This is a genomic window from Bradyrhizobium sp. Ses1 (assembly GCF_059512365.1).
In genome coordinates, this window is record NZ_JCAMOQ010000001.1 from 382,924 (window position 1) to 401,084 (window position 18,161).

An 18,161-nucleotide genomic window follows, 5' to 3' on the forward strand; every position below is an offset into this window, starting at 1 on the left:
GGAGATGGAAGCGCCTACTTTACTCCTGCCACCCAGCGGCCTGGCCGCAAATCAGCAGGAGAACAAAGATGTCGAACGGGACCAAAAAAGTAGCACTGGTAACGGGCGCCTCGCGCGGGATCGGCGCTGCGGTCGCCCAACGCCTTGCAAAGGACGGCTTCACCGTCGTGATCAATTACGCCGGCGACACCAAAGCCGCCGAGGCGGTGGCGAGCCGGATCGAAGCGGCCGGCGGACGGGCGCTTACCGCCAAGGCCGATGTCAGCGATCCCAATGCAGTGCGCGGCATGTTCGATGCGGCGGAGGCCGCCTTCGGCGGCGTCGACGTGCTCGTCAACAACGCCGGCATCATGAAGCTTGCCGGGATCGCCGACACCGATGACGCGCTGTTCGATCAGCACGTCGCCATCAACCTCAAGGGCAGCTTCAATGCGATGCGCGAGGCCGCGCGCCGGCTGCGCGACGGCGGGCGCATCATCAATTTCTCGACCAGCGTCGTCGGCACAAAGTTCGAGACCTACGGCGTCTACACCGCGACCAAGGCGGCAATCGAGGTCTTGACCGCGATCCTGTCCAAGGAATTGCGCGGACGAGCGATCACGGTCAACGCGGTCGCCCCCGGTCCGACCGCGACCGATCTGTTCCTGCACGGCAAGTCGCCGGAATTGATCGACCACCTTGCCAAGGCGAATCCGCTGGAGCGGCTCGGCACGCCCGAAGACATCGCCTCGGTGGTGTCCTTCCTCGCCGGCCCCGACGGTGCCTGGATCAACGGCCAGACGCTGCGTGCCAATGGTGGTCTGGTCTGAAACTTCGACGTCGACGAGGCCTCTTGCGTCAGCGTAGCAAGCATTCCCGGGTTACGCTGGCGCTTCACCCGGGCTACGGCACTTCGTTCAGCCATTCCAGGATCGCCGCGTTGATCTCGCGCGGGTAGGTATGGCTGAGGTCGTCGAGCTCGCGATAGGTGACGGCAGCGCCGGCCGCGCTCAGCGCCTGCTGCGTCTGGCGCGCGACCTGCACCGGGAACATCCAGTCGAGCTTCCCATGCACGATATGGATCGGCAGGCCGCGCAGGCGATCCGCATCCGCCATCTGCGCCATCAACGGATGGAAGGTCGCGGCGACAGGCGCAAGATGGGTGAAGGGCGAGGCGCCGTCCAAGCCTGAAACATAGCAGAACGTGCCGCCGTCGCTCATTCCCGTCATCAGCATTCGCTTCTCGTCGATAGTCCAGCGCGCCCGCACGAAATCGAGAATGCGGACCAAATTCGGCGTGTCGATATCGTCGCCCATCAAGGCCCAGGTGCTTCCGCGCGCGGTCGGCGAGACCAGGATGGCGCCGCGGCTGCGGGCATCGCGCAGCCAGCTCCACAAGAAGCCGCGGCCATTGCCGCTGCCGCCGTGCAGCGCCATCACCAGCGGCCAGGCGCGCTCGGGTGTGTAATATTCCGGCACGTAGAGCGAAAAGCCGCCGCGGCTGCCGGGCTCGTTACTGTCGTGCAGGATGCCGGTGGTTTCACCGGCGGGCTCGGCCAGCCGCGCCAGCAGTTCGGCATCCCCGCGCAAGGCGGGATCGGTGAAGAACTCGTTCACCGGCGGCAATCGCGCGGCCAGCGGATAGAGCGCTTCCAGCGCGCGCGGCGTGTAGCGCAGCGCGCGGAACACGCTCACCAGATCGCCATTGCCGTCCTGCACTGCGCGCAGGCCCTGCCAGGCGGCGAGCGCCGCATCGCTTGCGGCTTCGAGCTGCGCGCTGATCGCGGCAAATTGCTCCGGCCAGTCGGCGAGCCGCGGGCGGACCGCGCGCAGCGCTTCGTCCGGCTCGCCCGCGATCTGCATCACATGGCCGAACTCCGGCGGGTGCAAATGGCGCGCGATGAAGCCGAGCGATTCGAGCGTCTGCAACAGCGGCGGCAGCACGGCCACGATGTCGTCCACCACGGCCTCGCTCATTGCGACGCTCCCGGTGCTCAATGCAGCCGCGGCCCCTTCAACAGTTTCGTGCGATCGATCGAGGCCAGCGTGACGTCGAAGGTGACGCCTTCGTGATAGACGGTGAGCGGCACGTCGACGCCGGCGGTGCCGAGCGACCAGAGCTTGCGATAGAAGCTCGCCTGGCTCATCACCTTTTCGCCGTCAACGGCGAGGATGACGTCGCCGGTCTTCAGCTCGGCGCGCGCCGCCGGCCCCTTGCCGGCGATGCCGACTACGACAATGCGGTTGTCGATCTCGGTCGTGTACATGCCTAGCCAGGGCCGCGATGGCCGGTTGACGCGGCCATATTTGCGCAGGTCGTCGAACACCGGCATCAAGAGGTCGATCGGCACCATCATGTTGACGTGCTCGGCGCGGGCGTTGCGCTCGCGTTCGAGCTGCAGCGAGCCGATGCCGATCAATTCGCCTTTGCCGGAGATCAGCGCGGTGCCGCCCCAATTGGGATGCGCGGGATAGGTGAAGATCGCTTCATCGAGCAGATATTCCCAATAGCCTGCGAATTCCTGCTTCGCCACGATCTGGCTCGCCAGCGAGCGGGTGCGGCCGCCGGCGCCGCCGACCACGACATTGTCGCCGACCCTCGTCGCGGCGGAGGAGCCGATCGGCATTGGTTCGATGCCCGGCCGTCCCAGCGCCTGCACCAAGCCGAAGCCGGATTCGAAATCGAAGCCGAGCGGATGGCCCTCGATCACACGACCGTCGCCAAGATGCAGCCACACGGTTTCCGCTTCAGTGATGAGATAGCCGATCGTCAGCACCAGCCCGTCGTCGATCAGGACACCGTTGCCGGCGCGCTCCGTGCCGAGCGTCTCCGCGCTGAACGCGTCGGACGGGATGATGGAGTGCAGTCCCACCACGGCAGCAAGCGTGCGGTCGAGGTCGAATTTGTAATTGCCGGAACTGGGCTGGTGCGCCGGTGGCACTTTCCATTCGGTCAAGGAAGACATGAAGGATCTCCGTAAGAATCGCGTTTCCTTCGACTAACGCCGCACCCAATAGTCAATGTCCGGTCGATCGTCCCGGAGGCAATATAACAACGAAATGAGCCCAGCGCGAGCGGGCTTCATCGTTTGGAACGACTACAAATGCGTCAGCCCCGCCGGTGCTGACGATTTTGAAACCGAACGCATCCGGGGATAGCATCGGGTCTGGCTAGCGGGTTACGCCCGAGAGGGTATGTGTCGCGGGAGCAAAGATCGTTGAAGGCGGAACGTCGCGCGCCCGCAAGTGCGGGCATCCTGATGTATCGCCGTTCGGGGGCGCGGCTGGAAGTTCTGCTCGTGCATCCCGGCGGGCCTTACTGGCGCCGCAAGGACGAGGGCGCGTGGTCGATCCCGAAGGGCGAGATGGACGGGGAAGAGGATGCAATCGCGGTGGCCCGTCGTGAATTTGCCGAGGAGACCGGCGTCGTCCTTGATCAGCCGTTTGAGCCGCTGGGCGAGATCCGCCAGCGTGCCGGAAAGCGCGTGATCGCCTTCGCCGTCGAAGGCGATCTCGATGTGCATGCTATCAGGAGTAATATGTTCGAGATCGAGTGGCCACCGAGAAGCGGGAAGATGCAGGCATTCCCTGAGATCGACCGCGCCGAATGGTTCGATCTCGCGGCCGCGCATGCGAAGATCCTCGAAGGCCAGCGGCCGCTGCTCGATCGTCTCGCCGAGCTTGTCGGCCCATCAGGGAGGAGTTTATGAGCGACCGCTTTGATCTCGCGCGCTTTGTCGATGCACAGGCTCCGGTTTATCGGCAGGTTGTGGCGGAGCTCAGCCGCGGCCGCAAGCAAAGCCACTGGATGTGGTTCATCTTCCCACAGCTTGCCGGCCTCGGGTTCAGCGCGATGGCGCAGCGTTTTGCGATCGCTTCCCGCGACGAGGCGATCGCCTATCTCCAGCATGATATCCTGGGACCGCGGCTGCTCGAGTGCACGCGTCTGGTCAACGCGGTCGAAGGCAAGACCATCCGGGATATTCTCGGCAGCCCCGATGATCTGAAGTTCCGCTCCTCGATGACCTTGTTCGCCGCCGCGTCGGCCGCTCCGGAATTTCCCGCTGCGCTGAAGAAATATTATGGCGGCGAAGCCGATCCGAGAACGCTGGAGTTGCTCGGCTAGAGCATGATCCGGAAAAGTGTGACGCGGTTTTCCGAAAAGATCATGCTCAAACAATAACCTAAAGCGCGATGATGCTTCATCCTCATCTCATCGCGCTTTAGCCAGTCCATTCGCTGTCATTCCGGGGCGCGACGAAGTCGCGAGCTATGATGTGCAATTGCACATCAGAGAATCCATCAGGCCTCATGCGCAGGTGGAGAAATGGATTCCGGGCTCGCGCTGACGCGCGCCCCGGAATGACGGCGCGTATTGAACGCGAGGCATGCAGAAATTGTCTCGAAGTCACTCCGCCTTCGCCTGCACGCGCGACGGCATGATCCGGAATGGGCGATTCTCCTTCAGCCATGCGGCGCGCTCGTCGCGCAACAGCGTGCGGCGGACCTTGCCGGAATCGTCGCGCACCTGCGCGTCCACGATTTCAAAGCTCTCCGGATGCTTGTAGCGGCTCAGCCTGTCGGCGAGGAAATCGCCCATACCGTCGACGATCGCCTGCGCATCGGCCGCACGATCGCACTCGATGATCGCATGGATGCGCTGGCCGAATTCGGGGTCGGGCAGGCCGACCACCACGCAGGAGCGCACGTCGGGGTGCGCACACACCGCAGCCTCGACCTCCGCCGGATAGATGTTGGCGCCGCCGCGCAGGATCATGTCGGCGAGCCGATCGCCGAGATAGAGATAGCCATCTTCATCCAGCCGGCCGATGTCGCCAAGCGACTCCCAGCCGTCGGCGCGGCGCTTCGGTTCGGCGCCGAGATAGTGATAGGTAGTGCCGGCGCCATCATTGGGCAGGAAATAGATCTCGCCGGTCTCGCCGGGAGCGACGTCATTGCCGTCCTCGCCAATGATGCGCAGGCGCGCAGTCTCGCCGATCTTGCCGACCGAGCCCTTGTGCGCGAGCCATTCGACGCCGGAGATGATGCAGGAGCCCTGCCGTTCGGTGCCGCCATAGAGCTCCCAGATCCGCTCCGGCCCGAGCCACTCGATCCATTTCTCCTTCAACCATGGCGGCATCGGCGCGGCCATGTGGAACACGACCTGCAGGCTGGAGAGATCGTAGCGGTTGCGCACCTCGTCCGGCAGCGACCAGATCCGGTGCATCATGGTCGGCACGAAATTGACCCATTGCACGCGTTCGGCCTCGATCTGCCGCAGCGTCTCCTCGGCATCGAACTTGGTCAGGCCGGTGAGGCGTCCGCCGCCGAACAAGGCAAAATGCGAAACGATGAATGGCGCGTTGTGATACAGCGGCCCCGGATTGAGCAGCGAGGCGCCTAGCGGGATGCTGAGCGGTGGCGCCATGGTGGTATCGACCACGGCGGGCAGATGATCGAGGATCACTTTCGGCCGGCCGGTCGAGCCGCCGCTCGTCATCGCCTTCCAATACCGCGAGACGGGAGCCGCGAGCGGCTCGTCGGAAAATCCTTCGGGCACGAAGCCGATTGGCAGCGAGTTCGGCGCATTCCAATCGGGTTCGCCGCCCACCACCAGCGCGGGCTTGAGGATATCGAGCACCGCGGCCGCTTCGCCGCGCGGCAATCGCCAGGACAGCGAGGTCGGCGTCGCGCCGCACTTCCATACCGCAAAGGTGGTCTCGAAGAATGCGTTGCTGTTGGGCAGCCCGATCGCGACGAAGTCGCCGGGCTTGACGCCCTTGGCCGCAAACGCCCGCGCGCGGGCATTGGCACCGCGCTCGAGTTGCTCCCACGTCAGCGTATCCTGTCCATGACGAATGGCGATCGTATCCGCCGGCTGGCGTTCAGCATACCAGCGCGGCACGTCGGCGATCGGGATCAGCATGAGGGCGTTTCCATTTTTAGTGGGCTGCTTGCAGCCGCTTGGTCTGTGTCTTGGATGGTGTGGCGCGGCGCCACTCGAAGCACTTCATCAACAAGGAGCGAGGCGAGTCAAGCAGCCGGCTGAGCGCGACGAAAGCCGAAAGTGAATTCGTCATTCGTTCGCGCCAACAATCACCGCCGTCATTCCGGGGCGCGCGTCGGCACGAGCCCGGAATCCATCGGGCCGCAGGTGTTGGTGGGAAAATGGATGCCGGGCTCGATGCTGCGCATCGCCCCGGAATGACAGCGCATGTACACCTCACCGGCTATCGGCCGATCCTTCGATCGCGTGCGCAGGTGCAGGACGCGATCCACCCTGTGGCTTGCGCGTGTAGATTTGTTCGATCTCGGCCGCGAAGCGATGCTCGAGCGCCGGGCGCTTGTTCTTCAGCGTCGGCGTTAGCAGGCCGGCAGCAATGGTCCATGGCTCCAGCGTCCACCATACCGCGCGCGGTGTCGCATAGGCCGGGTAGGCTTTGACGGCCTCGGCGATCCGTTTGACGAGGAACGCGGTTTCTGCGTCCGTGCCGCTGCCCGCGAGTCTGGCCTTCTCCCGCTCCCAGCTTTTCGCATTCAGCACCACGAGCGCCGCGAGGAAAGGACGATTCTCGCCGATCACCATGGCCTGCTCGAACAAGGGATCGGCGAGGATCGCGGTTTCGAGATCGACGGGCGCGATCTTCTCGCCGGTCGAGGTCACCAGGATGTCCTTGATGCGGCCGGTGATGCTGATGCGGCCGCCTTCGATGCGGGCCTGATCGCCGGTATGCAGCCATCCGTCGGCTTGCTTGATTCGGCGCGTCTCGTCCGGACGGTGCCAATAGCCGAGCATCACGTTGGGCCCCCGCACCAATAGCTCCTGATCCTCACTGATGCTGACTTCGATACCGTCGAGCGGCCGGCCGACCGAGCGGGGATCGTTGTCATCTGCGGTATTGACGGAGACGACGGGTGACGTCTCGGTCATGCCATAGCCCTGCAGGATGTCCAGTCCGAGCGCGAGGAACAGCCGGATCACGCGCTCGCCGATCGCCGCGCCGCCACTGACGGCGACGCGCAGCCGCCCGCCGAACTGAGCCAGCACCTTGTCGGCGACCAGGCGCTTGAGCAGCGGCCAGAGCATCCGGTCGAACAGCGACGGGCTGCGGCCTTGTTGCCTCGCGTCAAAGCGCCGTCCGCCGACGGCAACGGTAAGATCGAGCAATTCGCGTTCGAAGCGGCCGGCCGCCTCGCTGTGCTGCATGATCAGGGCATAGATGCGCTCATAGATCCGCGGCACCGAGATCAGCACGGTCGGCCGCACCTGCTTCAAATCATCGGAGAGCTGCTGCACCGATCGCGCATAGGCGACGCAGGCGCCGGCGGCGATCGGATAGTAGTAGCCGCCGGTACGCTCGAACGTATGCGACAGCGGTAGAAAGGACAGGAAGACATCATTTGGGCTGGCGGCGATGCGCGCGTGGATCGCCTTGACGTTCGCCACGATGTTGCCGTGCGAGAGCATGACGCCTTTGGGGCGCCCGGTCGTGCCGGAGGTGTAGACGATCGCGGCAAGATCATCCGGCTGCAACGCGACGTCGTCTGTGACGGCCTCGGCCGCCTGTCCGCGCTCCAGCCAGGATTTCAGCGCCATGAGGCGATAATCCATCATTGCCGGGTTTTCGGTACCTTGCAGATCGACGCAGACGACACGCTTGAGCGTATCCGTCGGCGCGCCGGCGCTTGCGAGGATCCGCCAACGGTCGATGGTGTCGACCAGCAGCAGCGACGCCGCGGAATCCTTCAGGATGTAGACGATGCTTTCGGGATTATCGATCGCGTGCATCGGCACCGGCACCAGGCCGCGCGACAATGCGGCCTGGTCCATCGCGATATGTTCGATGCCATTTGGCATCAGGATGGCGACGCGCTCGCCGGCTGCGAACCCCTCGGCGGCGAGTGCGCGCCGCCAGCGGTCGAACTCCAGGTCGATCTGGTGCCAGGAATGGCTGACCCAGCGCCCGGCGGCTGCATCGAAATGCCGGTAGGCTTCCGTATCAGGCGTTGCCCGGACGCGCCAACGCAGCAGCTCGGGCAGCGTGCGGACCTGCGCAAGCGTATCCGGCGCGCCGGTTTGCGGGATCAAAGGGGCGCCGGACCGTTCTTCCATCTGCACTTAGCCTCCCGACGACGTTGAGCGTCAAACGAAAACATGAATCTGTCGCACGGGGGCTACCTCACATCTTTGACTTGGCGCAAGAATGGTTATGTGGCGCGCCGGATGTCCGGACTCACTCCTCCAATGTGAATCCAACCCGCAGCGTGACCTGGTAGTGGCGAACGGCGCCATTCTCGATATGGCCTCGCGTCTGCACGACTTCGAACCACTTCATCTCGCGAATGGTCTTGGCAGCGCGGGCAATGGCATTCTGGATCGCATCCTCGATGCTCTTCTCGGACGATCCGACGAGGTCCAGGATCTTGTAGACGTGGTCTTTCTCGGCTGTCGTCGGCATGGCAAAACCTCCTTTGCAAGTGGTTTCAGGTCATTCGCGGCGTATCCGGATTGTCGCTCCGTCCACCCAGGATCAGTCGGTAGTGGCGCGGCGTCCAGTCTGAACGAGTTCACTGCACCTGGAGTTCCGCTCGCCTCGCTGCTCGCCCAACAACATGCGCCGGTGGTCATGGCCCCAGCGGCGGTTCTGACTGGTCGAGGTTTCCCGATCACGCTATCATCCCCAGGTTGCAGATCTTTCCGAGACCATAAGTTCAGATCGTCGCGCCCAGGGGGGAGCCTCATGAGATCGAGCGCTGCGGCCGTTGGCCTCTTGATCTGGTCCTGTCTTCCCGCCACCGCGGCGCAGTCCGGTGCCGAGCTTTATGCGCAGCACTGCGCCCAGTGCCACGATGCGGGCGATCCGCAGAGCCGCATTCCCAACCGCGCCGCATTGCAGTCGATGGCGTTCGAGCATGTGCTCAGAGCCATCACGTCGGGGAGCATGGCTCCCATGCTTAAGGACCGCACCGATGATGAGCGCAAAGCGATCGCCTCCTTCGTCACGGGGAGACAGGTTGGCGACAGCGCTCCTGCCGCCAAGGCCGACGCAGCGGGGCACTGCGTGGAAGCCGCCCACGGCTTCGACGGGGCGTTCGACCGGCCGCGATGGACCGGTTGGGGCGCTGATATCAACAACAGCCGGTTTCAAGCCGCCGAGATGGCGGGGCTGACGGCGGACGAGGTGCCTCGGTTGCGCCTGAAATGGACGTTCGGCTTTCCTGGCGTCTCCACCGCCAATGCCCAGCCCGCCGTGATCGGCGGCATGCTGTTTGTCGGCGGCGCCGATAGCAAGGTGCACGCGCTCGACGCCAGGAGTGGCTGCACGTTCTGGACGTTTGCGACGGACGCGCCAGTACGCACCGCGATCAGCTTCGGTCCGCTGCCGGGCAAGAATGAGTTCGCGATTTTCTTCGGCGATATCCGTGCCAATGCCTACGCCGTCAACGCAACAACGGGCGCACTGATCTGGAAGCAGAAGGTGGAAGACCATCCCGCCGCCCGGATTACCGGCACGCCGGCTCTGTTTTCCGGCGTCCTCTATGTTCCGGTCTCCTCCATCGAGGAAGCGACGGGATCGCGGCCCGCTTACGAATGCTGCACGTTTCGCGGCAGCGTGGTGGCTCTGGACGCGGCGACCGGCGGGCCGATCTGGAAGTCGTACACGATTCCGGATGCGCCAAGTCCGACGACCAGGAATGCCGCGGGGGTGCAGCTTTACGGTCCGTCCGGCGCCTCGGTGTGGTCCGCGCCGACGATCGATGTGAAGCGCGAGGCCCTGTACGTCGCGACAAGCAACTCCTATTCGAACCCGCCGGCGGATACGAGCGACGCCATCGTCGCATTCGACCTGAAGTCCGGCCGGATGTTGTGGCATCGGCAGGCAACCCCCAAGGACAGCTATGTCGTCGCCTGCTACGGGTACGACAAGACCAACTGTCCGGAAGATCCCGGTCCGGACCACGATTTCGGCCAATCGCCAATCCTGGTGAGCTTGCCGGACGGGCGCCGCATGCTGGTGATCGGGCAGAAGTCAGGAATAGTCCACGCTTTCGATCCCGATGACGAGGGCAAGATCATCTGGCAAACGCGGGTCGGCAAGGGAGGGCCGCTGGGCGGCAGCGAGTGGGGCTCCGCCGCTGATCAGCAGCGGATCTATGTCGCGAACTCCGACGTGCGGTTTCTTCGCGATGGCACAAGGCGTCTCGATCCGAACGCCGGCGGCGGTCTGTTCGGGCTGAATCTGGCTGATGGCAAGGTCACCATGCAGGTGGCGCCGGTCTCCTGTGGTGAGCGCGAGCGATGCAGTCCAGCCCTCTCCGCGGCGGTTAGCGCCATTCCTGGTGTTGTCTTCTCCGGCGGCGTGAGCAGTTATTTGCGCGCCTACGCGACCGACGATGCGCGTCTGCTCTGGGAATTCGACACCGCGCGCGACTATGAGACGGTGAACGGCGTCCCGGCACACGGCGGCGCCATTGACGGGCCCGGTCCGGTGATTGTGGACGGCATGCTCTATGTCAATTCAGGCTACGCGCAATGGAGCGGCGTGCCCGGCAACGTGCTGCTCGCGTTCGAGGTGAGCCCTCCGTGAAATGGGACGCGGCGACCGATCGGGCGCGTTACGAACGTAACAGACTAATGATCCTGCGAAATCGAGCTGAAACTCCGCGCGACCAACATACCCCTTCCGTAGACCGGGGCATGTTACAAAGGCGGAGACTGTACGATGAGGGCAGAGATCAGCGCCAAGAAACTTTCCGTCGGCTTCGCCAGCAATGAAGTCCCGACGGTTACCCTGCAGGAGCTTGAAGCGGATCCTCACGGTGTATTCCGTGCCTACCGCAAGGAATACCCCGTGGTGCTGCACGAAACCGGCGGATATTTCGTGCTGCGCTTTTCCGATGTTGACCGTCTGAGCAAGGATCTACGCTTCCGCCCCACCGGAACGAGCTTTCCCAGGATGCAGGGCTTCGACAGCGGGACGATCTTCGATGTGTTCGACTATGGCATGCTGACGGCCGACGGCGATGTACATCGGCGCCGTCGTGCGCCGTTCTCACGATTATTTGCTGCCCGCGCAATTGCTGAGATGCGTCCAAGCATTCGCCGTACGGCCGAAGATATCATCGAGGATTGGTACGGCGATGGCGAGGTCAATTTGCTCGACGAATTCGCGGCCAAGATACCCGCCCGCATCATTGCCGATCTCCTCGGACTCCCGCGCGAGGACATCCCGGAGTTTACGCTGCTGGTCTATGAGGTGACCAAGGCCTTCAGTCTTGGGCTCAGTCCGGACGATCTCGTCGAGATCGAGAGGGCGGGGCAAAGGCTACGCGAGTACGTCGACAAGATCCTCGGCGAACGTCGCCGCAGCCCGCGCGGGGATTTCCTGTCCGCGTTCCTGGCTGCCGCTGGCGAAGCCGGTGAAATGTCCCCCGAGGAGATGCTTTACCAGATTTTCCAACTGATCGTCGGTGGCACCGATACCACCAGGGTCGCGATCGCAGTACAGGTCGCTCTTCTGCTTCAGCATCGCGAGCAATGGGCGGAGGTGTGTCGTGATCCCGCTCTGGTTTCGGGCGCGGTCACCGAAGCGATGCGCTTCGAACCCAGCGTCGGGGCGGTCGCAAGGGTCACAAGCGAGGATGTCGATGTTGGCGGAACTGTCATCCCGGCCGGCCAGCTTGTCACGCTATCGACCATGTCGGCCATGCGCGACGAGATGGCCTATGATCGTCCTGACACCTTCGATATTCATCGCACCGACCAGCCACGGCTGCATCCGATCTTCGGCTATGGCGCGCATCGGTGCATCGGCGAGGCGATCGCCCGCGCCGAATTGGAGGAAAGCCTCAGCGCAATCGCTGGCCGCATACCGCAGCTCAACCTGGATGTGCCGCCGAAAATCAGCGGCCATTTCGGAATCCGCCGCGCCGACACCATGCGGCTCTCCTGGAAGCCGTAAGACGGTCCGGCAAATTCCTGCGCTACAGACGCCGGCGCGAGCGCAATTGGCTGGAGATCCGGCGGCTGCGGTCGGCCAATTCGTCCGCCTCCAGGTCGACAGCGGCGGAGGCCAGGCGATAGCTGCCGATCCGGCCGATGACATCGGCGGGCGAGATCTGTGGCCGGGCGCCGCTGGAGTCACGCTGAACAGATGGACTGCCGATGGTCCGCCTGGTCGCTGCGTCGACGCAGACTGCTTGATAAGCCTCCCTCTGGGGCTTGATGACGATCACGCAGTCCCGGTTGGCCGAGTAGGGCACGCGGAAGCTCAAGTAAGAGACGGTCATCGTCGGTCCTGTTCACGGGCAAAGTTCCGCCGTTCGCAGACGAGGACGCCTGCGGCCATTGCTTCGCGGGATTGGGAAGGGAGTTACGTGTTGGTTCAGTCAGCCCGCAGCGTCAGCGCGCGCGAGCAGAGTGTGTAGGTCGGGGTGCTCATGACCCGATACCTAACGCAAATCCTTGAAAAGTCGCTTCGATCTATCTCTAAAATTTGATGCAATCGCGAGATGCCGTCGGCCGCGCGCGCTTTGCTCGATCTCCTCGAAGAGGCGGTCGTCAGGAAAATGAAGTCGGTCCGTTGATCTGTATCAAGGAAACTGGCGTGGGGGCCGCCGGAATGCAGATTTGTCGATCGGCGGTTTCAACACAGGGGCAATGAGATGAGCATCCTTTGGACGATCATCATTGGCTTTATCGTTGGAGTGATTGCCAAATTCATTATGCCTGGCGACAAGACGGAGCCGAAGGGCTTTATTCTGACGACCATCTTGGGGATCGTCGTCGCATTCGTCGCGACTTACCTGGGCCAGTCCGTTGGATGGTATCAGCCCGGTGAATCTGCAGGTTTCCTTGGTGGCGTGGTGGGCGCAGTCGTCGTACTCTTTGTCTACGGCCTGTTCGCAGGCCGCCAAGGCCGCGCGACCTGATGTAGAGGAGAGGCAGCGCCTCTGACCTATCGGTGCGGGCAGCGCTGCAAGACGACCATCGGCCGAGAATGACGCGCTACGTGACCATATCCACGTCCTGCCTGATCCGGTCGCCATCCGGATCCATCGCAAGCACGTAAGCGGTAGGCCAAACGTGCAAGTTTAAGAAATCGCCAACGGACCGTGTTCAACACATGACCGGCGAATTGTCGAAACGACCAATCGCAATGGGCTCGATCGGCGTCCGCCGCACCCGGCCCCTCGTGTTTTGGATTGCGACTTTCGCGGCAATCACCGCGGTCGTGATCTTGTTGCGCGAAGTTCTGCTGCCATTCGTCGCCGGCATGGCGCTTGCGTATCTGTTCAATCCCCTGGCTTCTCGCATCGAGCGCTTGGGGGTGAACCGGCTCGTGGCCACGCTTGCCATTATCGCGTTCGTCGTTGCGCTGATCAGCATCGCGATGGTTCTGACAGTGCCCGTCATCGTCCGTGAGCTCTGGTATTTCGCCGAACACCTGCCGCTCTATGTCCGACGGGTGCATACGTTGGCAACCGATCCGGACCGACCGTGGGTAAGCAGGATCGTCGGAGAGGGACTGAACCACACCGAACGCTCGATCGGCGAGCTGACGAGAATGGCTACCAGTTGGTTCGACACCATCCTCCGATCGCTGTGGTCCGGGGGACGGGCTCTGATCTCGATCGTCTCGCTTGGCATCGTCACGCCGATCGTTGCCTGCTACCTGCTCTACGATTGGGACAAAATGATTGCGACGGTCGACAATTGGGTTCCGCCGGCACATCGTGAAACGGTTCGGATGCTTGCACGCGAGGTCGATAAGACGATCAGCGGATTTGTCCGCGGGCAGAGCTTCCTCTGCCTCGTGCTCGCGGTGTACTACGCAGCGGCATTGAAACTGATCGGTCTCGAACACGGGATCCTGGTAGGCGTCGTGGCCGGCTTGATCAGCTTCATCCCGTATCTCGGTGCGCTTTCGGGCCTGGTGGTATCTGTGTGCATCGCGATTGCTCAATTCTCGCCGGACTGGAAGCCGATTTGGCTCGTGTTGGCCGTTTTCATTGTCGGACAAGCGCTGGCCGACTACGTCCTGGCGCCAAATCTGGTGGGCCGTCGTGTGCATCTGAATCCGGTTTGGGTGATGTTCGCGCTGTTCGCCTTCGGCTATTTGTTCGGGTTCGTGGGCCTGTTGGTCGCGGTACCGCTCGCTTCCGCCATTGGCGTGCTGACGCGGTTTTCATTCCGCACTTACTATGCGAGCTCGTTGTATGCCTCGAGCGCCACCGCAGCGACGGAGACTGAGCCCTAGGCGCGCGACCGGGCGCCGGAGGCCATCGCTCGGGTTTAGCCGCGACCGACGAGATGGGCTGCGGAGCGCCAGGCGTGACGCGACAGCGCCTCGAGGCTTCGAACCGTTTCGACGCGAACGAGCGCCGCGTCGGCGGTAAGCGTTCCATTGGCGACCGCGCCCAGCGTCGCGCTGCGGTGGGTGCGCAGCATTTCGCCAAGTTGCGTCGCGCAACGCTCGAGCTCGGGCATGGCCTCGTCAGTGGAGACCGCGCGCGGACCGGCCATGACGTCGCCATGCGAGGCTGTGACCTGCGGCGATCCGTCGGCGCGGGCGGGCGCCGCCACCCCGCGCGCAATCGCGGCCGCGCTTCGCATCGCTTCTGCGCATAGCTCTCCGGCGCGGATGTCCTCCGGTCCGCCACTCACCGAACCGAAATTGATTCCGCTATTCGCCATCTCCGTCAGTCGAGACGCATGGTCGAGTGCGTGCAGTGTGCTCGTGAGACGCTGTTGCTCGTCGTCGCTCTCAGGCGGTCCGGTCACATCAGACAGGAATATCTGTGCCTGACGCAAGGCGTCTGCAGCATCCTGCACCGATGCGGTGTCCTTCCCCAGTCGGATTGGTTCAGCACGGCCGGCCAGTGCCGCCTCGATCGAACTGCATACCGTTACGAGCGCGCGTGCAATCGTTCGCCGCACCGCTTCCACCGCCACGATCGGGGTCTCAAGCGCGGAAGGGTCGAGGCACCGCGTGAGCGGCGAGCCACGCTCGGGCAGAATACGCTCGACCAGTCGCGTGAACCAGTTGATCAGCGGCAGCAGAACCACCACGCCGACAACATTGTATGCCGTGTGATACAAGGCCAGCAGCGTGACGCCATCGACGGTGCTCGAGGCGCGCACGAGTAGAGGGATGACGACGGGGAAAAGCGCCAGCGCGATAACGGCGGCGATAAGCTTGAAAAGGACATAAGCGATGGCCAGCCGCTTGGCGGTGGTGCTGGCGCCAATCGCGGCCAGGGCGGAACTCGTCGCTGTTCCGATGTTCTGGCCAATGATCAGCGCACAGGCCTGGTCCAGCCCGACCGCGCCGGCGAAGTAGGCGGACAGTGTGACCGCGACGGCGGCCGTTGACGACTGCATCAGCGCAGTCATCACCAGCCCAACCACGACCAGCACCAGCACGCCGAACAGGCCCGACCACCACCCGGCCTCGGGACTGCCGAGAACGGCAGGCAGGTCCGCCGGGTGCAACCGTTCGGCCAGCCCGCCCATGCCCTGCTGCAGGGTCGTCAACCCAAACAGCACTAGCCCGAACCCGGCGAGGGCGGCGCCCATCCCGGATATTCGCCCGCGGGCCAGAAGCTTGGTCAACGCGCCAACAAAGATCATCGGCAGTGCCGCAGCCGTGAGCGAGACGCGGACGCCGATGAGCGCGACCAGCCAGCCGGTCCCTGTGGTGCCGACATTCGCCCCGAAGACGAGGCCCAGCCCCTGCTGGAACGTGAGCAGACCTGCGCTGACGAGACCGATCGTCGTCATGGTCGTTGCGCTGGAGGATTGCACCAGAAGCGTGACGATAGCGCCCCAGAACGAGCCGTGCAGCGGCGTCGCCGCCGCCTTGGCTAGCACCGTGCGCAGGGCGGACCCGGCCAGCGCCTTCAGGCCGTCCGTCATCACGGTCATGCCAAGCAGGAAGAGGCCGACGCCGCCGAGTGTTGAGATTGCCGTAGACATGCGGGCTCCTGACGATCAGGCCAGTCCTGCACTCTAGCGCAGTTGCGGAGCGAGGGCAGCCGATCGTTCCGGCGGCGTCGACGCCCCTTCCTTCCACGCGGGGACGGTGGCTGGTATTCCGGGGAAGAAAGGCAAGCTTATGGGGGATTAAGGTGTCAGCCAAATCCTCGCATTAGAGGTGGGCCCAGAGTTATTGAAATGGATACGACTGTGGCAGGTGAACTCAACCTTAAGACGCTATTGAGAGATATGAAGCCCGAAATGCAGGAGAGCAGTTTCGTGTTTTGCACGATTGCGAGAGACGAGGAAATTCCCGACCGACACAGCACATCGCAGTGTGGAGGTGTGCGCAGACGAGGCCCTCGATCTCCTACGTAGATGATAGCCGCTATTGGCCCGAAGGGCAGTTCGCCTTGCTAGATTTACTGTCCTGAGACCCAAAAGACTGTCACCGGAAGCCTCAATGATTCCGTTTCGGTTATCGCTCATGGGGGACAGGCAAACTGTCGATACGCCACAAGGCCAGGGACTTGTCCGAATAGTCGCCGTTGGCTTCCGTGCAACCCTCATTGATTGTTGTATCCGGACTAGGAAACAGAAATGGAGCGGATCGAAGGTTCAGCGGCCGCCAATCTCCATCTTCAATATCCTGGTTCTGACGAATACCCGGGAACGTCGTCATTAGCAGCCATTTGCTTCCAGATCGCTTGATGTTTTCGATCGCGCGGTTGATCTGCGCAAATGAGAAATGCACGAAACAATCCCTGCACAGGACAAGATCGTGTCGTGGAATTGGGTCTTCGATAATGTCCATGCGTCGAAATTCCCGGTCGTCCTTGCTATGCCTCAACAAATTGGCCTCGATGATCTCAGGGACAATATCGGCGCCGAGATATCGAATGTCATCCAGGTCAGTCTCGGCCATCCATGTGAAGTCGCCGCAGGGCAGATCCAGCAACGTTCTCACGCCCAGGCCGCGCGGCAAATCCGACAATTCCTTGCGGAGCTTCTGCGTCGCGGTGATTTCAGAGCTAACGCCCGATACAGACGATTTTGCTCCCCAAAGATTGGTCTGATAGATCAGCTTGAAGCGCGCGGCGCGATCGAGGCCGACGAATTCCTGTCGTCGCTCCGCAAACCGCCGTTCGGCAAGTGCCGGACTACGTTCCCTGCCAAGAAGGGTCACACAGGAACGAAGAAGCTCATATTGGCTCGCCGAGGTCTCGTTAAAGGCTTCGTCTCTGTTGCTGACGATATCGTCGTAGCCAATGGGGCTAGCGAATTGGCGCGCCGTAAAATCAACTCTGCGTCCGTCGAGGCAATTGTAGAAATGCCACGCCCCATCGACGTCTGTCTTCAGGATATCTCCACCGAGAATTTCCTGAACCACCAAGGCGGTGACTGCGCACTGCCCTGCTGCTGGGTTGTCGGACTGCCATTTGCTGCTGGTCTCGACGGACCATGATTGTTGCAGCCGTCTGTAAAGATCGAGGTATAATGAACATCCGGCCGTCAAAGACAGATCCCCGTTGTGGCGGCCACCACAGTAGCGGGTGACGCCAGATGCAACAACCATTGGATGAGTGGACGCCTTCACTCGAGGCGGTTTCGTTCCGGTTGCCCGCACATTCTCGAGCTGCCTACCAGCACGTCGGCTACCGGCCCAATACCAGACTTGGCCGCTGCGATCACATGATCGATCTCGCCTTATGATGCACAGCGGACCAAGCCATCTGATTTGCTTGCGACGCACGCGGCGTCAGCGGTGGTGCGGCCTGACACGAATTGTCGGGACGGTCGCAAAGTCGGGATTGGCAGCGCAATAGGCCATGCGGCCTGATGCGGTAGCCTGACATTGCTGGTAGTTGGTGAAGCTACAATCGCCGGTGCCGGCAAACTCTTCGCCTTGGAGGCAATACCGGTACTCGCTAGCTGCGACCGGGGTTACGCCAGTTGCGAGGACGGTCGCGGACGTCGCGAGAGCAAGAAGGAAGCTACGCATCTTTCTCTCCCACGTTGAAGTGCCCCACGCGACGCTGGGACCAAACGTGCGGGTTCGACGTGAACTGGCTCACATCACTGGATTAAAATTTTCGAGATTAACTGCGCAGATGCGCTACAGCCTTTTTGTGGACCGGCGGCCAAGGTGATTGCAGACTGGTGCGACACAGCCGCCACGACATCTTGGTAGACGTCCATGAAA

Annotated in this window: 17 protein-coding genes; 8 read left to right on the forward strand and 9 right to left on the reverse strand. The window is 62.8% G+C overall.

Annotation, left to right across the window (positions count from 1 at the left end; genetic code table 11):
* Nucleotides 1-68: 68 nt before the first annotated feature.
* Entirely contained in the window at nucleotides 69-809 is a 741-nt protein-coding gene (locus tag AC5ZG5_RS01845) for an SDR family oxidoreductase (protein ID WP_456640870.1), read from the forward strand.
* 73 nt (nucleotides 810-882) lie between these two features.
* Here the strand turns inward: AC5ZG5_RS01845 and AC5ZG5_RS01850 are convergent, their stop codons facing one another.
* Both AC5ZG5_RS01850 and AC5ZG5_RS01855 read right to left on the reverse strand, forming a co-directional pair.
* Entirely contained in the window at nucleotides 883-1,956 is a 1,074-nt protein-coding gene (locus tag AC5ZG5_RS01850) for a carboxylesterase family protein (protein WP_456640871.1), read from the reverse strand.
* A gap of 17 nt (nucleotides 1,957-1,973) precedes the next feature.
* On the reverse strand, nucleotides 1,974-2,945 hold the full coding sequence (locus tag AC5ZG5_RS01855) for a S1C family serine protease (RefSeq protein ID WP_456640872.1): 972 nt from the start codon (nucleotides 2,943-2,945) through the stop codon (nucleotides 1,974-1,976).
* Nucleotides 2,946-3,197: 252 nt separating this feature from the next.
* On the opposite strand from AC5ZG5_RS01855, the gene AC5ZG5_RS01860 reads away from it, so the two are divergent.
* Together AC5ZG5_RS01860 and AC5ZG5_RS01865 are read left to right on the forward strand one after the other, a co-directional pair.
* Complete coding sequence (locus tag AC5ZG5_RS01860) at nucleotides 3,198-3,689, forward strand: NUDIX hydrolase (protein ID WP_283813312.1); 492 nt, start codon at nucleotides 3,198-3,200, stop codon at nucleotides 3,687-3,689.
* A complete protein-coding gene (locus AC5ZG5_RS01865) occupies nucleotides 3,686-4,105 on the forward strand; it encodes a DUF1810 domain-containing protein (RefSeq protein ID WP_456640873.1) in 420 nt (139 codons plus the stop codon). Before AC5ZG5_RS01860 ends, AC5ZG5_RS01865 begins: the two co-directional genes overlap by 4 nt.
* A 282-nt stretch (nucleotides 4,106-4,387) precedes the next feature.
* Here AC5ZG5_RS01865 and AC5ZG5_RS01870 read toward each other — a convergent pair whose 3' ends face one another.
* The 3 genes from AC5ZG5_RS01870 to AC5ZG5_RS01880 form a co-directional block, all read right to left on the reverse strand.
* A complete protein-coding gene (locus AC5ZG5_RS01870) occupies nucleotides 4,388-5,905 on the reverse strand; it encodes an AMP-binding protein (protein WP_456640874.1) in 1,518 nt (505 codons plus the stop codon).
* A gap of 297 nt (nucleotides 5,906-6,202) precedes the next feature.
* Nucleotides 6,203-8,092: an AMP-dependent synthetase/ligase gene (locus AC5ZG5_RS01875; RefSeq protein ID WP_456640875.1), complete on the reverse strand. Its 1,890-nt coding sequence runs from the start codon at nucleotides 8,090-8,092 to the stop codon at nucleotides 6,203-6,205.
* A gap of 121 nt (nucleotides 8,093-8,213) precedes the next feature.
* The gene (locus AC5ZG5_RS01880) at nucleotides 8,214-8,438 is read right to left on the reverse strand and encodes a dodecin (protein ID WP_028164458.1); all 225 of its coding nucleotides are present in this window, start codon (nucleotides 8,436-8,438) and stop codon (nucleotides 8,214-8,216) included.
* A 282-nt stretch (nucleotides 8,439-8,720) separates the two neighbouring features.
* On the opposite strand from AC5ZG5_RS01880, the gene AC5ZG5_RS01885 reads away from it, so the two are divergent.
* Together AC5ZG5_RS01885 and AC5ZG5_RS01890 are read left to right on the forward strand one after the other, a co-directional pair.
* Nucleotides 8,721-10,568, forward strand: coding sequence for an outer membrane protein assembly factor BamB family protein (locus AC5ZG5_RS01885; RefSeq protein ID WP_456640876.1), 1,848 nt, complete (start codon nucleotides 8,721-8,723; stop codon nucleotides 10,566-10,568).
* 135 nt (nucleotides 10,569-10,703) lie between these two features.
* Nucleotides 10,704-11,942, forward strand: a complete 1,239-nt coding sequence (locus AC5ZG5_RS01890) for a cytochrome P450 (RefSeq protein ID WP_456640877.1) — start codon at nucleotides 10,704-10,706, stop codon at nucleotides 11,940-11,942.
* Between the two features lie 22 nt (nucleotides 11,943-11,964).
* On the opposite strand, the gene AC5ZG5_RS01895 is transcribed toward AC5ZG5_RS01890, so the two are convergent.
* The gene (locus AC5ZG5_RS01895; protein WP_456640878.1) at nucleotides 11,965-12,270 is read right to left on the reverse strand and encodes a hypothetical protein; all 306 of its coding nucleotides are present in this window, start codon (nucleotides 12,268-12,270) and stop codon (nucleotides 11,965-11,967) included.
* Nucleotides 12,271-12,645: 375 nt separating this feature from the next.
* Here AC5ZG5_RS01895 and AC5ZG5_RS01900 point away from each other — a divergent pair, with 375 nt between their 5' ends.
* Nucleotides 12,646-12,912, forward strand: a complete 267-nt coding sequence (locus AC5ZG5_RS01900; protein ID WP_456640879.1) for a GlsB/YeaQ/YmgE family stress response membrane protein — start codon at nucleotides 12,646-12,648, stop codon at nucleotides 12,910-12,912.
* 206 nt (nucleotides 12,913-13,118) lie between these two features.
* Nucleotides 13,119-14,240 (forward strand): AI-2E family transporter, encoded by a 1,122-nt coding sequence (locus AC5ZG5_RS01905; RefSeq protein ID WP_456640880.1) that lies wholly within the window; start codon nucleotides 13,119-13,121, stop codon nucleotides 14,238-14,240.
* A 35-nt stretch (nucleotides 14,241-14,275) separates the two neighbouring features.
* Here AC5ZG5_RS01905 and AC5ZG5_RS01910 read toward each other — a convergent pair whose 3' ends face one another.
* Nucleotides 14,276-15,958 (reverse strand): Na/Pi cotransporter family protein, encoded by a 1,683-nt coding sequence (locus AC5ZG5_RS01910; RefSeq protein WP_456640881.1) that lies wholly within the window; start codon nucleotides 15,956-15,958, stop codon nucleotides 14,276-14,278.
* A gap of 198 nt (nucleotides 15,959-16,156) precedes the next feature.
* On the opposite strand from AC5ZG5_RS01910, the gene AC5ZG5_RS01915 reads away from it, so the two are divergent.
* On the forward strand, nucleotides 16,157-16,336 hold the full coding sequence (locus tag AC5ZG5_RS01915; RefSeq protein ID WP_130229109.1) for an ACT domain-containing protein: 180 nt from the start codon (nucleotides 16,157-16,159) through the stop codon (nucleotides 16,334-16,336).
* A gap of 100 nt (nucleotides 16,337-16,436) precedes the next feature.
* Here the strand turns inward: AC5ZG5_RS01915 and AC5ZG5_RS01920 are convergent, their stop codons facing one another.
* Both AC5ZG5_RS01920 and AC5ZG5_RS01925 read right to left on the reverse strand, forming a co-directional pair.
* Nucleotides 16,437-17,555, reverse strand: a complete 1,119-nt coding sequence (locus AC5ZG5_RS01920; RefSeq protein WP_456640882.1) for a class I SAM-dependent methyltransferase — start codon at nucleotides 17,553-17,555, stop codon at nucleotides 16,437-16,439.
* Between the two features lie 162 nt (nucleotides 17,556-17,717).
* Complete coding sequence (locus tag AC5ZG5_RS01925) at nucleotides 17,718-17,960, reverse strand: DUF3551 domain-containing protein (RefSeq protein ID WP_080663745.1); 243 nt, start codon at nucleotides 17,958-17,960, stop codon at nucleotides 17,718-17,720.
* Nucleotides 17,961-18,161 lie beyond the last annotated feature (201 nt).